Here is a 15,421-nt window from a genome sequence, read left to right as displayed (position 1 = left end):
TTCGCGTAGAGAGATCGCGGCGTTGCGGTCAGCGTCGATGTTGTCGATTTACTCGAGGTAGTCACGCAGCTGCTGGCTGCGTGATGGATGACGAAGCTTCGCCATCGTCTTCGACTCGATCTGACGAATACGCTCACGGGTCACACCGAAGGTGTCGCCAATCTGATCAAGCGTCTTCGGCATACCGTCACCAAGGCCAAAGCGCATCTTGATGACGCCAGCCTCACGCTCTGAAAGCGAGTCAAGGAGCTGCTCAAGCTGCTGCTGCAGCATCGTGTAACCGACCGCGTCAGCAGGAACAACCGCTTCGGTGTCCTCGATCAGGTCACCAAACTCGCTGTCGCCATCTTCACCGAGCGGTGTGTGGAGCGAAATTGGCTCACGGCCATACTTCTGCACCTCGATGACCTTTTCAGTGGTCATGTCGAGTTCGCGACTCAACTCTTCAGGGGTTGGCTCACGGCCAAGATCCTGAAGCATCTGGCGCTGTACGCGAGCAAGCTTATTAATGACCTCGACCATGTGCACAGGGATACGAATCGTACGCGCCTGGTCAGCCATTGCACGGGTGATCGCCTGACGGATCCACCATGTTGCGTAGGTCGAGAACTTAAAGCCCTTCGTGTAGTCGAACTTCTCGACCGCACGGATCAAACCTAGGTTGCCTTCCTGAATCAAATCAAGGAACTGCATGCCACGGCCGGTGTAACGCTTCGCCAGCGAAACCACCAGTCGCAGGTTCGCGCCGAGCAGGTGACTCTTCGCGCGCTGACCATCACGAGCAACCCACTTCAGCTCACGGGTGAGCTTCTTCGGCAGGTTTGGCTCAGTAGCGAGCTTTTCCTCTGCGAACAGACCAGCCTCGATGCGCATTGCGAGTTCAACCTCTTCGGCTGCGTTCAGCAGTGCGACCTTACCGATCTGCTTGAGGTAGTCCTTTACCGGATCAGCAGTCGCTCCCGGAATTGCGGTAGTAACCGCAGGAACATCCTCTTCATCGCCAGCTTTGAGCACAATCGCGCCAGTGGGAAGTGGCTCGATGATGACCGGCTTCGTCTGAGTGTCTTCTTCAGCGACATCAGGTGTCGCCTCAGCCTCAGCGACCATTGCGTCGACCTCGTTCACCTTACGTCGACGCACGGGCTTCTTAGCAACCGCAGTCACTTCATCAGCAGCAGCCTTCGTCGCGGCAGCCTTCTTGGCTGCCGGCGCCTTCTTCGTTGCGGCCGTGGTCTTCTTCGCGGCAGCAGTCTTCTGAGTTGCTGCCGTGGAGGTCGAGTTCACCTTGTCGGTCGTCTCAGCGCTCTCAGTAGGGTCAGTGCCCTTCGTGGATGCAGTTGCCACGCAACCCGCCTCTCTCGATGTCGTCTGAGGGTCTACGCACTTCTTCAGAAGAATGTGCGTACAGTGCGAAAACCCATGTCAAGTCCGAGAGCCAAATTCTTGGTTCCGAATCATTGAATGGGTATACACGTCCTATTATTGCACGTCCCCGGGGGTACCGCCGCCATTGGGAGACTCGGGTGGGTTGCTTCCGATATCCCAGCCATCTTGATCATCGTCATCAGAATCCGAGATCTGGCCAGCGAGAAACTGTTCGAGCTCACTCGCAAGCTGATCAGCAGTGGGCAGACCATCAATATCATCACCCGTCACTTCTTCACCATCGAGCTCAATCGATCCGCCACCCGTCGCTGCGTCGCGAACAAACTGGTCGTATCGTTCCTCAAGGCTATGCACCATCGAAAGAGACTCGTCGTTCTCACCAATTTGTTCATCAACGCGCGCCCGGAAGTTCTGCGCAAGCTCACGCGGAGCCTCAGTTGAGAACAGCTTGCCGGTCGCGGCCATGAGGTAGTCGAGCGCACCCACCAGGCCCGCCGGGTACTCATTACCCGCAAGATAGTGCGGGATGAGGAGCGTGATTCCTGCCACGCTCTCCCCCATGCCAAAGAGCCGATATTCAAGTAAATGAACTGCAGTGGCAGCGATTCGAGACGTTGGCTGCCAAATTGAGTGTTCCTCAATCAGGTCTTCACGTGAACCACTGATCGTTGCGCGAAGGTCACGCGTATGCGGCACAGGCATAGGGAGCGCATGCACCCATGCGGTGGTCGAAACCTCAAATTCATCAACAAGGAACAGCATGGTGTCCACCCAGCGCTCCCACCGGAAGTCTGGTTCGAAGCCACTCAACAACAGGAATGGCTCACCCAATGCATCGCTCGCGATACTGAGCGTCAGCGTCTCTGGCTGATAGTCCTCGAAATGATCTTTGTTGAAAGTAATCACAGGGCGACGTGCGCGATAGTCGAGCAGCACATCAGTGTCGAATCGAATCACTTCACGAGGTGAACTGTTTTCGGAGAAATACTCGCCGAGTTGACTCACGACGCTACCAGCGTCGCTGACGCCAGACAGCACTACAACCATGGGCAGGCCGCGCGGGACGTCAGCGCGCAGCTGCGCGTTATCCTCTGAAATTACTGACTCGCTCACACTCCTCATCCTACGTATGCCTTGCCTCAGAACGAACGCGCATCCGCCACTGGCGAACACCCTGACTCCAATCTTCAGCCCAAGGTCACTACGAGTAGTAGGCTGAGAGGGTGCGCGCCTACCCGGCGCAAGCTATACACGAAGATGTAGTACACGAAACGCTTTTATAAGGAGTGCCCACGTGACCGAACAGCATTTTGACGTCGTCGTTCTCGGCGGTGGCAGCGCGGGATACGCAACCGCAATCCGTGCTCGACAGCTGGGCATGACCGCAGCGGTCATTGAGAAGGACAAGTTGGGTGGCACGTGCCTCCACCGCGGTTGCGTGCCGACGAAGGCACTTCTCCACTCTGCTGAGATTGCTGACGTGGCGCGCGAAGGTGCGGCTTACGGCGTCATTTCCAACGTTGCTGGCATCGATATGGCCGGCGTGAACGCTTTCCGCACGAACCTCGTTGCGGGCAAGCACAAAGGCCTGCAGGGCCTACTCAAGGCCAACGGCATCACGGTCATCGCTGGTGAAGGTCGACTGATTGCTGCGAACACCGTCCAGGTGGGTGCGGATCAGATCATCGGCAAGCATGTCGTCCTTGCAACGGGTTCGTACTCGCGTTCGCTTCCCGGGCTCGAAATCGGTGGCCGCGTCATCACCAGTGAGCACGCGCTCGAACTGACTGAGGTCCCCCAGAAGGTGATCGTCCTCGGTGGCGGCGTCATTGGTGTCGAGTTCGCAAGTGTCTGGCGTTCATTCGGCGCTGAAGTGACCATTATCGAAGGCCTTCCTCGTTTGGCACCCAACGAGGAGGAATCAGTGTCGAAGCAGCTCGAACGCGCATTCCGAAAGCGCGGCATCGATTTCAAGACCGGCATTCGTTTCCAGTCAGTCACACAGGACGCTTCGAGCGTCACGGTCACACTCGAAGACGGTTCAGCTATTTCAGCGGACTACCTTCTTGTTGCAGTCGGCCGCGGACCAGCGACGGCAGGTCTCGGCTTTGAAGAGGTCGGTATTTCTATGGACCGTGGATTCGTCCTCACCAACGAGCGCCTCGCAACGAATGTTCCCGGCGTCTTTGCAGTCGGCGACATCGTCCCTGGCCTCCAGCTTGCACACCGCGGCTACCAGCAAGGCATCTTCGTTGCTGAAGAGATCGCTGGGCTGGCACCCGTCATTGTTGAGGACATCAACATTCCGAAGGTCACCTACTGCGACCCCGAGATTGCATCGGTAGGCCTCACTGAGGCTGCTGCAAAGGAAAAGTACGGCGCAGACAAGGTCACCAGCTACGAGTACAACCTCGCAGGCAACGCGAAGAGCTCGATTCTCGGTACCGCCGGTTCGGTCAAGGCAGTTCGTGTTGTAGATGGTCCTGTCGTTGGCGTGCACATGATCGGCGCTCGTGTCGGTGAGCTCGTCGGCGAAGCTCAGCTCATCGTGAACTGGGAGGCGTACCCCGAGGACGTCGCACCGTTTATTCACGGACACCCGACCCAGAACGAAACCATCGGCGAAGCGATGCTGAAGCTCGCTGGCAAGCCTCTTCACGCGCTCTAAACGACGCACCCCAAATCTTTTACGAAGCATTTTAGAAACGGAGAATCACGATGAGTGAATCGGTAGTCCTCCCCGCGCTGGGCGAGAGTGTCACCGAGGGTACGGTTACCCGCTGGCTCAAGAACGTTGGCGACACTGTTGCTGTTGACGAGCCGTTGCTCGAGGTCTCAACAGACAAGGTCGACACTGAGATTCCCTCGCCCGTAGCAGGCGTTATTGAGGAGATCCTCGTCCAGGAAGACGAGACCGCCGAGGTCGGCGCAGTTCTCGTCCGTATTGGTGACGGTAGCGGTGCAGCTGCACCTGCTGCACCTGTAGCGTCTCCTGTCGCAGCTCCAGCTGCACCCGTGGCACCGGCTGCACCAGCAGCGCCTGCCCCCGCGGCCGCACCTGCAGGCGCAGACGCACAGGACATCGTTCTCCCGTCGCTCGGTGAAAGCATCACCGAAGGAACCGTCACGCGCTGGCTCAAGGCCATTGGTGACACCGTTGCCGTCGACGAGCCACTCCTTGAGGTCTCAACCGACAAGGTTGACACCGAGGTCCCTTCTTCTGTCGCAGGCGTGTTGCAGGAGATCCTCGTGCAGGAAGACGAGTCCGTTGAAGTTGGTGCAGTACTTGCTCGCGTGGGTAGCGGAGCGGTCGCGCCTGCTGCACCTGCAGCACCTGTTGCCCCCGCAGCAGTCGTCACCCCCGCTGCCCCTGCAGCTGCAGCAGCAGCACCTGCCGCTCCCGCTGCAGCACCTCAGCCCGCAGCTCCGGCCCCTGCAGCGCCTGCATCGAACCCGAACTATGTCACCCCGATTGTTCGCAAGCTCGCCTCGGATCTCAACGTCAATCTTGAGTCTGTTACTGGCACCGGCGTCGGCGGACGTATCCGCAAGGAAGACGTCATCGCCGCAGCTCCGAAGCCAGCTGCGACCCCCGCCCCAGCAGCGGCTCCCGCAGTTGCTGCCGCAGCGGCCGCACACGAGGTTTCAGACCTTCGTGGCACGCGCCAGAAGATGTCACGTCTCCGTAAGGTCATTGCCGAGCGTGCCGTAGCATCGCTGCAGGCCACCGCTCAGCTCACGACAATGGTTGAGGTTGACGTTACCCGTGTCGCCAAGCTCCGTCAGGCGAAGAAGGACGAGTTCCTTCAGAAGACTGGCAACAAGCTCTCGTTCATGCCGTTCTTTGCTATTGCAGCGGCTGAAGCACTGCAGTCATACCCGATCATCAACTCGACCGTTGAAGACAATGAAATTGTCTACCCGTCGACTGAGAACATTGCAATCGCGGTCGACACCGAACGAGGCCTACTCACTCCGGTTCTCCGGGATGCAGGCGCGAAGAACATTTCTCAGATCGCAGCAGACATTGCTGATCTCGCTGCTCGCACACGCGACAACAAGCTCACTCCCGACGAGCTCAGCGGTGGCACGTTCACACTGACCAACACCGGTTCACGTGGTGCGCTGTTCGATACTCCACTCGTGTTCCTCCCGCAGTCGGCCATCCTTGGCACTGGTGCAGTTGTCAAGAAGCCAGGCGTGGTATCGACTCCCGAAGGCGATGCGATCGCGATCCGCTCAATGGTCTACCTCGCTCTCTCGTACGACCACCGAACGATCGATGGTGCAGACGCGGCACGCTTCCTCAGCCAGATGAAGCAGCGCCTCGAGGCAGGCAACTTCGAAAACGACCTCGGTATCTAAGCAGCCGATCAACGTGCGGGCCCCCTGGAGTTATCCAGGGGCCCGCACGTTTTCCCGTCGTCGACACCAGTTGGAGTCAGCTTGGTACGTGAATTCTCGACTGGATTTCGGCCTGCAATATTTCGAATAGCTCTCGCCCCATCGGAGGGCGATCTTCACATTCAAGCTCCGACGCACAGGCACTCACGCCCTCCAAGAGATAGTCACCGACATGGGACGGGTCGTATCGCGCAACGAGCTGCGCGAGCTCGCGAAGCGACACACCGATACTCGCGCAACCAGTTTCATGTCCTCCCCTGCTGTGAGCAACACCAAGCTGAGTGATCCGCGCCAAACGCCACCCTGCGAGGCTGCGGGGCCACTCGCGGCCAGTCGTTCGCCCCCGAGGTCGGAGATCGACACCGTTCCAGTCAAAAGCAAGGTCCAAGCGCACGCCCAAGCAGTTCCCGTTCTCGTGAGCGACGCACGCTCGCCGCAGCAGCTGCAAAATGAGACTCGCTACGGTGACCCCAGCCCGTGCTTGTGTTTGTTCCGACATGGGGGTTGGCTCCTTCCCTGGCGGTACATTCTGCCGGATCCACGCGTTTGCGAGACGCACGAGTATTTCTCGGTGTGGAGAGTTGCACCGGCTTACGGCGAACAGGTCAAATCCCCGACCCAAGAAGCGGTACTCTAGAAGGTATGGCAAAGGACAAGCAGCAGAAGGCACCGGGCCGCATCAAGCAAATGGTGCAGGTCTACCAGAACACACGCGTACATGACCGGGCACTGACGCCTCTCATGATCGTGTCGTTCGTCGGCCCGATCCTCGCAGGCGTGCTCGTAGCACTCCTCCTGCATTCAAACTGGATCGGCTGGATTCTCTGGTGCGTGACTGGCGCACTCGTTGGTCTCTTGGTTGCGATGATCGTACTTGGTCGCCGCGCCGAGGCAATGGCTTACAGCCAGATCGAAGGCCGCGCTGGTGCGGTTGGCGCAATTGTTCAGAGCGCACTCCGCCGCAGCTGGCGCGGATCCGAGGTTCCCGTTGCAATTAATCGCCAGCAGGATGCCGTCTACCGTGTCGTTGGCCGTGGCGGCGTCGTGCTGATTTCCGAAGGTTCGCTGCAGCGCACCCGCCGCATGGCACAAGAAGAAGAGCGCAAGGTGAAGCGCGCGATGATGAACGTTGAGGTCGTTCACCTCTACGTTGGCCCCGACGAGGGTGGCATCCCGCTCGCAAAGCTTTCGAAGGAACTCACGAAGCTCAAGCCGAAGCTCAACCGCAACGAGGTGCAGGCTGTCTTCAACCGCCTTTCATCGCTTCAGGCTTCACCCGTTGGTATCCCCAAGGGCATGGACCCCAACCGCGTCCGTTCCGCAGGCAAGCCCCGCTAAATCGCCGTGGCACAACCTCAGAAGTTTGGCGACCTGGCGCCCAGCACGTGGCCCGGGGAACGTCTCGGTCTCCCCGAAGACGGTCCCCGGTCCGTCGGCCGCGTAGGTCGCCGTTTTCTTGCAATCTGCATTGATTGGGCACTCGCAGCAATTCCTGCGTACTTCCTGATCGGTGGCGAGCTCGCAAGCGTCTGGAACCTTGTGTTCTTTATGGCACTGCAGATCGTCTTCATTCCAACGATCGGCGGATCGATCGGACACCGACTTACCGGAATGCGTGTCGTCTCGCTGAACGGGACCTGGGTCGGACTGTGGCGCCCCATTGTTCGTACAGTTCTGCTCGTCCTCGTGATTCCCGTCTTGGTTTGGGACTCAGATCAGCGTGGATTCCACGACAAAATCGCGGGCACGGTACTCATCCGCACCGCGTAACTGTAAACTGTTACAGACGCGTACGTCTTCAGATGCTAAGGAACCACATGTTCAAAACGCCCCAAGAAGTCATCGATTACATTCAGGAAACGGACGTCAAGTTCCTCGACATTCGTTTCACAGATCTCCCGGGCGTGCAGCAGCACTTCAATATCCCCGGCGCAGCTGTTGATGAAGACTTCTTCGAAGTTGGACAGATGTTTGACGGCTCATCGATTCGCGGGTTTGTTGGCATTGCTGAGAGCGACCTTCAGCTGATTCCCGATGTAACCACTTGCTACATTGACCAGTTCCGCGCCGAGCGCACCCTCATTATTCTCTGCGATATTTTCAACCCACGCACCGGTGAGATCTTCTCAAAGGATCCACGTCAGGTCGCGAAGAAGGCTGAGCGATTCCTCGCTTCGACCGGCATCGCAGACACCGCCTTCTTTGCTCCCGAAGCTGAGTTCTACATTCTTGACTCGGTTCGCTATGAGACAAAGCCAAACCGTACCTTCTACGAGATTGACTCGGAAGAGGCGTACTGGAACTCAGCCGCAAGGGTTGAGGGCGGCAACCTTGGCAACACCACCCGCCTCAAGGGCGGCTACTTCCCCGTTTCGCCTGTCGACAAGCAGGCTGATCTGCGCGACGACATCTCGGTTCGTCTCATTGAGGCTGGCCTGAAGCTCGAGCGTGCACACCATGAGGTTGGTGCTCCCGGCCAGGCAGAGATTAACTACCGCTTCGATACGATGGTGAACTCGGCAGACGACCTGCTGAAGTTCAAGTACATCGTTAAGAACACGGCAGAGCTGTGGGGCAAGACCGCAACCTTTATGCCGAAGCCCGTCTTCGGTGATGCTGGTTCGGGCATGCACACCCACATGTCGCTCTGGAAGGATGGCGAGCCACTCTTCTTCGACGAGGAAGGCTACGCAGGCCTTTCGGACACCGCACGTTGGTACATCGGTGGCATTCTGCACCACGCACCATCGCTGCTCGCGTTCACGAACCCAACCATCAACAGCTACCGTCGCCTGGTCAAGGGCTACGAGGCGCCGATTAACCTGGCGTACTCTGCAGGTAACCGTTCTGCGGCCGTTCGTATCCCGCTGACGGGTTCGAACCCCAAGGCTAAGCGCATTGAGTTCCGCGCTCCTGATGCGTCAGGCAACCCCTACCTCGCATTCGCGGCACAGCTCATGGCCGGTATCGACGGTATCCGTAACCGCATTGAGCCGATCGCTCCGATCGATAAGGATCTCTACGAGCTGCCTCCTGAGGAAGCTCAGAACATCCCGCAGGTACCTCAGAACCTTGAGGCCGCACTCAGCGCTCTCGAAGCAGACCACGCATACCTGCTCGAGGGTGGCGTGTTCACCGAAGAACTCATCAAGACCTGGATCGATCTCAAGCGCGAGACTGAGATTGTTCCGATGACGCTTCGTCCTCACCCCTACGAGTTCGAGATGTACTTCGGCTGCTAAATAGCTGACAAGACGAAAGCCTCGCGGTTCACTTCAGTGTGATCCACGAGGCTTTCGTCTTGTCGGGAGAGCTTTCGCGCTCATGCCTCTGCTTCGTCGGCGACCTCGTAGTCCGTTTCCGCGAGCAGCGATTCGAGAATTTGCTGCAGATATTTCATATCTCCACAGTAAGTCGGGCGCATAAGAAACACCAGAGATTGACGGTAACGGCTCTGCGAACAACAGGTTACACGTCAGTACGCGGTGTACAGCGGGGGCTCCTCGTAGCCAAAGAACTCTCGTTCAAACACCGCACGGGCACGTCGCGAGAGTGACAGCCAGCGTTCGCTCAACTCCGTGGTTTGGTCCCTCGGATGTCCAAGAATTCCAGCGACTCCAACGAGCTGTGCCCAGTCCGTCGGCAGCACATCACTCGCTCGACCAGACGCGAGTTTGAGCGCGGATCGGATGGTACTCGCATACTCCCAGGACTCCTGCAGCAGCTCTGCGTCCGGGAGCTCAATCCACCCTGCCTCAACAGCAGCGCTGAGCGCCTCTAGCGTCGCCGAAGTGCGCATCGCAGGCGTCTTTGCCCCGTGCTGGAGCTGGAGTAGCTGCACAAGCCACTCCACGTCAGAGATTCCCCCTGGCCCGAGCTTCAGGTGCAGTTTCGGGTTTGCGCCCTGTGGTAGTCGCTCCGCCTCGACGCGCGCTTTGATCCGTCGCACTTCTCGGACTTGTTCGTCACTGAAGGCAGCGGGGTACCGAATCTCGTCCGCAAGTTCGATAAACGTCTGCCCAAGTTCTGCGTCACCCGCAACGGCCCGGGCTCGCAGGAGCGCCTGCGCTTCCCAGTCGACCGACCATCGCTGATAATAGCTCCGATATGAGCTGAGGCTCCGCACGAGCGGGCCGTTCTTTCCCTCAGGCCGAAGGTCAAAGTCAAGGTCAACAGAAAAGCGTGGGTCCGACACCAGTTGCTTCATCTCGCTGACGAGCTTGACCGCTGCACGCTGCGCTTTGTCAGCTGGCACATCTTCTGGGGCGCGGTACACAGCGATCAAATCGATGTCTGAGGCAAACCCTAGCTCTCCACCGCCGTACCGACCCATCGCAATCAGTGAGATCTCGAGTGAGCTTGCAATCTCGTCGCCGTGTTCTCGCACGGCAAGCAAGAGGCTGTCGAGCAATGCGGTGTGCGCGGCGTCGAGCCCGAGCGAGACGTCGCGTTCAGTGAGCACGCCAACCACTCGTCCCATTGCCAATCGGAGGACTTCTCGCCTGTGAACATCGCGAAGCGCTCTCCCTGCTTCGGCTACATTTGAGCGACGAGATGTCAATGCCCGCATTTCACCACGGAGTTGATCGAAACCGACTGGACGCAATTGGTCATCACGTTCAAGCCAAGCAACCGCGTTGGGAGTGGTCTCGAGAAGGTCGGCTATGAATCGCGAGTTTGAGAGCACGCCGGTGAGTCGCTCCGCTGCCTCATAGCCGTCACGAAGGAGACGGAGATACCACTGCTTATCTGTGTTCGCCTCGCTCACACGCCTGAACGCGAGGAGGCCGAAGTCCGGGTCAGTACCGTCTGCCAGCCACTGTAGGAGAACGGGTGCGAGGTTTCGGTGAATCTTCGCTCGTCGCGAGGTCCCTCTGGTGAGGGCTGCAAGGTGGCGGAACGCCCCCTCTGGGTCCCTGAAACCGATACTCTGCAGTCGCGCTCGCGCCTCGTCAGAGCCAAGCACGAATTCTTCGTCTGGCAGTTCCGACACCGCGCTGAGCAGCGGCGCATAAAAGATCTTGAGATGCAGACGGCGAACATCGCGCTTGACCTGTTCCCAGCTTTCCACGAGCGGTCTCGCGCCCTCAGCAAGCTGGCTTGACCGTGCAAGTATTCGCAACTCCTCCTCATCGCGAGGCATCAATGCCGTCCGACGGAGGTCACGAAGTTGCAGTCGGTGCTCAAGCACACGCAAGAAACGGTATGCCTCGACCAGCCGGTCACCATCGCTGCGGGCGACATAGCCACCGGCAACAAGCGCGGCAAGCGACTCGAGGGTTCCGCTACGGTGCAGACGCTCATCGTACTGACCGTGCACCAGTTGCAAGAGCTGCACGCTGAACTCGATGTCGCGCAGGCCGCCTGGGCCAAGCTTGAGCTGATATTCGACGTCTTCAAGCGCAATGTGCTCGGTCACGCGTTCGCGCATGCGCTGCACGGAGCCGACAAAGTCTTCTCGCCCTCCCGAAGACCACACCATGGGGCGGGTAAACGCGACAAAGGCCTCGCCAAGCTCACGATCGCCCGCAATCGCTCGCGCTTTCATGAGAGCTTGGAACTCCCAGGCCTTTGCCCAACGCTCGTAATAGGCCCGCATGGAGCCGAGCGTGCGTACGAGTGCGCCCTGACGACCTTCTGGCCGCAAGTTTGGATCGATCTCCCACAGCGCTGGTTCGAACCCCGGGTCATGAATGACGCGCATGAGCTCGCTTGCGAGTCGTGTTGCAACGCGGATCAGTGCGTCCCCGTCTAGCACGTCCTCATTGGCTGTGCCTGCGACATAGATAACGTCTACATCAGAGACGACATTGAGTTCGCGTGCACCGCACTTCCCCATGCCGATGACCGCAAGCTGCAATGCCTCGAGTCTGGAAGATGACACTGCAGGGCCAGCTGCGCCTGCTGCGAGCCCAGCCCGCGCAACAAGAAGGCCCACTTCGATTGCCGCGTCAGCGAGGGAGGTGAGTGCCTCCGAGGTGACGCTCACCGCCTCAATCGCCCTGCCGGCCAACCCTTCGTTGAGGTCCCACAGCATGAGTTCTGCGAGCAGCACGCGGTATGCAACGCGCAGTGCAGTGCTCCCCGGCTCCCCCACGAGCAGTTCGGAAGACGTTTCTTCGCTCTGCACGGCCGCAAGAAGCTCAGCCTTTGCCTGCTCAAGCGTCGCAACCGTACCGTCTTGACTCATCAACCGAGGTATGACTTCTGGGTTTCGATAGAGGAACTCCCCCAGTGCCGCAGACGAACCAGTCAGCAGCCACCAACGATGCCAACGCACGACATCATCGCCAAGATATTCCAGCGCATCTGGAAGATCGTTGACGATCCGCTGTGTGAGCGCGAGAGCAGTATCTGGGTCCGCTGCGTGCGAGGCCGCCTGCAGCAGTACCGGGAGTTCGACACCTACGGCGTCGGCAACCTCAGCAAGACGCTCCCTGGCTTCACTCAGCCGGTCAAAACCAGCCTTCGCGAACGCGCCAAGCGTCACCCCGGAGGTACGGCCACGGGCTGGATCAGTGGTGTTCATTGTTGCTAGATCGTGTCCAACATGGTCTTGAGTTCGAATTGTGTCACCTGGCGACGGTACGCCTCAACTTCTTGACGGCTGTCACGCAGCAAGTACGCGAACACCTGTTCGCCCAGCGTCTCCGCAACGAGCTCAGAACGTTCCATGACGGCGAGGGCATGTTCGAGACTCTGCGGAAGCGGATCAAATCCCATTACCCGGCGCTCGCCTTGACTCAACTCCCAGATGTTTTCCTCAGCCTCAGGCGGCAACTCGTACTCTTCGCGGATACCCTTGAGCCCGGCTGCAAGCAGCACAGAGAAACCAAGGTATGGATTCACCGCGGTGTCCATTGCTCGGTATTCGATTCGCGCGGCGTTGCCTTTGCCTGGCTTGTACAGCGGCACGCGAACAAGCGCGGATCGATTGTTGTGCCCCCAGCTCACAAATGAGGGCGCTTCGTCGCCACCCCACAACCGCTTGTACGAGTTCACGTACTGGTTCGTGACGGCGGTGATCTCGGGCGCGTGCTTTAGCAGGCCAGCAACAAAGCGTCGAGCGGTAACTGACATTTGATACTTCGCACTCGGATCAAAGAACGCGTTCGTGTCGCCCTCAAAGAGCGATAGGTGCGTGTGCATGCCGGAACCAGGCTGTCCTGCGAGTGGCTTCGGCATAAACGTGGCGTGTACCCCCTGGGCGATCGCCACTTCCTTCACTACCGATCGGAACATCATGATGTTGTCCGCAGTCGTGAGTGCATCTGCGTACCGCAGATCGATTTCATTCTGGCCGGGACCAGCTTCGTGATGGCTGAACTCCACAGAGATGCCGAGTTCCTCAAGCATGTTCACGCTCTCACGACGAAAATCATGAGCCGTGCCACCCGGAACATTGTCGAAGTACCCGGCGCGATCGACGGGAATCGGACCATCGGGGCCGAACTCCTTCGATTTGAAGAGGTAGAACTCTATCTCCGGATGCGTGAAGAACTTGAAACCCATGTCAGCAGCGCTCTCGAGCGTTCGCTTGAGAACGTTGCGCGGATCCGCCACGGACGGCTCACCATTCGGGGTATGGATGTCGCAGAACATGCTTGCCGTCGGCTCAGTTTCGCCACGCCACGGCAAAAGCTTGAACGTCGACGGATCAGGAATCGCAATGAGGTCAGACTCATATGCCCTGGTAAGTCCCTCAATCGCCGAACCGTCGAAACCGATGCCCTCGGTAAAAGCGGCCTCAACTTCAGCGGGCGAAAGCGCAACAGACTTCAACGCGCCCGCAACATCGGTAAACCAGAGACGCACAAACTTCACGCGTCGTTCTTCGATGGTGCGCAGGACGTAGTCACGTTGCTTGCTCATGTAATTTCCTTGCGAGTGAGGGGTGAATGGGGATTGAGAAGCCTGGCGAGCAACGAAGCTCAGAGGAATTAGTAGCTGTCTTCCTCGTCTTCAGCAGCCCACTGGCGAGCGCGCTCCGCAAGTGTCTCTTTTGCGTGCGCAGCTTCTTCGGCTGTCTTGAAGGGGCCGATGCGGTCGATGCCCATCGACTGCGGTCCGTATTCAACTTCGCCGGTCTTGTCGTTGAACCAGTAGGTATCGCCTGAATCGTCGACGCCCCAGTCTTTCTTGCTCATGACAGCCTCCTCCAAGTTGGTAGTGGATTCTTAACTCCTAGACTAGAGCTATGCCGTTCGATAGTCATGGTCAAATTATTCCCGGCGCGTATCCTGCTCCTCGTGCAGTTCCCGCCGACATCCAGCGTCCGCCGTACGTGGGCCTTGAAACGCCCCCGCCATACACCGGCGACAACACGTACACCCCCGATGAGATTGACCGCATCCGCGCAGCCGGACGCATCGCGTCCCGTGCTCTCGATGCTGTCGGAGAAGCGATCCGCCCAGGCATTACGACCGCAGAGATCGACCGCATCGCGCACGAATACGTCATCGGCGCCGGCGCCTACCCCTCGACGCTTGGGTACCGCGGCTACCGCGCTTCGTCATGCACGTCGGTGAACGAGGTGATCTGCCACGGCATCCCAGACGACACAGTTCTCCGCGAGGGCGACATCGTGAACGTCGATGTGACGGCATATCTTGACGGATACCACGGCGATACGAACCGCACGTATCGTGTTGGAGAGGTTTCGGAAGAGGTCGATCTCCTCATCCAACGCACACACGAGGCGATGATGCGAGGCATTAAGGCTGCTCGTCCCGGTCGCGAAGTGAACATCATCGGCCGCGTTATCGAGACCTATGCGAAGCGATTCGGCTACGGTGTCGTACGCGATTTCACCGGTCACGGTGTTGGCTCATCATTCCACTCTGGACTCATCATTCCGCACTACGACTCGGCGCCCAGCTATGCGGATGTCATCAAGCCAGGCATGGTCTTCACCGTGGAACCGATGCTCACGCTCGGCACGCACGAGTGGTCCCAGTGGGACGACGGCTGGACTGTCACGACACGTGACAAGTCGATCACGGCGCAGTTCGAACACACGGTCGTGATCCGCGAGGATGGTTTCGAGCTTCTCACCGTCTCGGAGTAACCCCACAGAGGCAAAGATATAGCGCGGGAGTTGACCTTGGTCGACTTCCGCGCTGTACTGTGTGCTCCGGCGCTCCGAGATCACCATCATGTCGGTGGATCGCCACACTGCGATGACAAAGACGAATGATTTCGAAGAAGGAATGGGCCAACTGTAAGCCGGGTCCTGTACCGCGAATGCTCGCGGCGACGGTCATCTCTCTCGACCGGCCGTTGCCGACCGGCTCTAGCAGCCTACCCGTAGACTCAGCGGGACGCCTCATCGCCTACTATCTGGCCTTGCTCCGAACGAGGTTTACCTGGCCGCCCGTGTCACCACGAGCGCCGGTGGTCTCTTACACCACCTTTTCACCCTTACCCGAGCTGGCGAACCAACCATGGCGGTCTACTCTCTGTTGCACTTTCTCGCGGGTTGCCCCGAGTGGACGTTATCCACCGTTCTTCCCTGCGGAGCCCGGACTTTCCTCGGCACGCCGTGCAAACACAACGTGACGCGACCGTCCGTCGGCCCATTCCAGGAGCCAGTTTACTCCACCCGACGGGCCGACGCGAACGGTTGCAAGAG

General features: G+C 58.9%; 11 protein-coding genes and 1 other RNA gene. 6 read left to right on the top strand and 6 right to left on the bottom strand.

Annotated elements, in window-relative coordinates; translation table 11 throughout:
- Positions 1-48: 48 nt before the first annotated feature.
- Together FW756_RS03835 and FW756_RS03830 are read right to left on the bottom strand one after the other, a co-directional pair.
- Positions 49-1,344, bottom strand: a complete 1,296-nt coding sequence (locus FW756_RS03835; RefSeq protein WP_446428863.1) for an RNA polymerase sigma factor — start codon at positions 1,342-1,344, stop codon at positions 49-51.
- 135 nt (positions 1,345-1,479) lie between these two features.
- Positions 1,480-2,499: a PAC2 family protein gene (locus tag FW756_RS03830; protein ID WP_446428862.1), complete on the bottom strand. Its 1,020-nt coding sequence runs from the start codon at positions 2,497-2,499 to the stop codon at positions 1,480-1,482.
- Positions 2,500-2,680: 181 nt separating this feature from the next.
- On the opposite strand from FW756_RS03830, the gene lpdA reads away from it, so the two are divergent.
- From lpdA to glnA (FW756_RS03805), 5 genes are all read left to right on the top strand, one after another.
- On the top strand, positions 2,681-4,054 hold the full coding sequence (lpdA, locus tag FW756_RS03825) for a dihydrolipoyl dehydrogenase (protein ID WP_446428861.1): 1,374 nt from the start codon (positions 2,681-2,683) through the stop codon (positions 4,052-4,054).
- A 50-nt stretch (positions 4,055-4,104) separates the two neighbouring features.
- The gene (gene sucB / locus FW756_RS03820) at positions 4,105-5,751 is read left to right on the top strand and encodes a 2-oxoglutarate dehydrogenase, E2 component, dihydrolipoamide succinyltransferase (RefSeq protein WP_446428860.1); all 1,647 of its coding nucleotides are present in this window, start codon (positions 4,105-4,107) and stop codon (positions 5,749-5,751) included.
- 681 nt (positions 5,752-6,432) lie between these two features.
- Complete coding sequence (locus FW756_RS03815; protein WP_446428859.1) at positions 6,433-7,128, top strand: DUF4191 domain-containing protein; 696 nt, start codon at positions 6,433-6,435, stop codon at positions 7,126-7,128.
- Positions 7,129-7,134: 6 nt separating this feature from the next.
- On the top strand, positions 7,135-7,560 hold the full coding sequence (locus FW756_RS03810) for an RDD family protein (RefSeq protein ID WP_446428858.1): 426 nt from the start codon (positions 7,135-7,137) through the stop codon (positions 7,558-7,560).
- A 47-nt stretch (positions 7,561-7,607) separates the two neighbouring features.
- Complete coding sequence (glnA, locus tag FW756_RS03805; protein ID WP_446428857.1) at positions 7,608-9,032, top strand: type I glutamate--ammonia ligase; 1,425 nt, start codon at positions 7,608-7,610, stop codon at positions 9,030-9,032.
- A gap of 233 nt (positions 9,033-9,265) precedes the next feature.
- Here glnA (FW756_RS03805) and FW756_RS03800 read toward each other — a convergent pair whose 3' ends face one another.
- The 3 genes from FW756_RS03800 to FW756_RS03790 all read right to left on the bottom strand — a co-directional run bounded on the left by FW756_RS03800 (position 9,266) and on the right by FW756_RS03790 (position 13,937).
- On the bottom strand, positions 9,266-12,319 hold the full coding sequence (locus tag FW756_RS03800) for a bifunctional [glutamine synthetase] adenylyltransferase/[glutamine synthetase]-adenylyl-L-tyrosine phosphorylase (protein ID WP_446428856.1): 3,054 nt from the start codon (positions 12,317-12,319) through the stop codon (positions 9,266-9,268).
- A gap of 5 nt (positions 12,320-12,324) precedes the next feature.
- Entirely contained in the window at positions 12,325-13,662 is a 1,338-nt protein-coding gene (glnA, locus tag FW756_RS03795) for a type I glutamate--ammonia ligase (protein ID WP_446428855.1), read from the bottom strand.
- A gap of 68 nt (positions 13,663-13,730) precedes the next feature.
- Positions 13,731-13,937, bottom strand: a complete 207-nt coding sequence (locus FW756_RS03790) for a methionine aminopeptidase (RefSeq protein WP_446428854.1) — start codon at positions 13,935-13,937, stop codon at positions 13,731-13,733.
- Positions 13,938-13,987: 50 nt separating this feature from the next.
- Here FW756_RS03790 and map point away from each other — a divergent pair, with 50 nt between their 5' ends.
- The gene (gene map / locus FW756_RS03785) at positions 13,988-14,857 is read left to right on the top strand and encodes a type I methionyl aminopeptidase (protein WP_446428853.1); all 870 of its coding nucleotides are present in this window, start codon (positions 13,988-13,990) and stop codon (positions 14,855-14,857) included.
- 138 nt (positions 14,858-14,995) lie between these two features.
- Here the strand turns inward: map and rnpB are convergent.
- Positions 14,996-15,369: RNase P RNA component class A (gene rnpB, locus FW756_RS03780), an RNA gene on the bottom strand.
- Between the last annotated feature and the right edge of the window lie 52 nt (positions 15,370-15,421).

This window comes from Leucobacter sp. 1207-22 (assembly GCF_052850455.1).
This window is presented reverse-complemented; position numbering and strand designations above follow the sequence as displayed.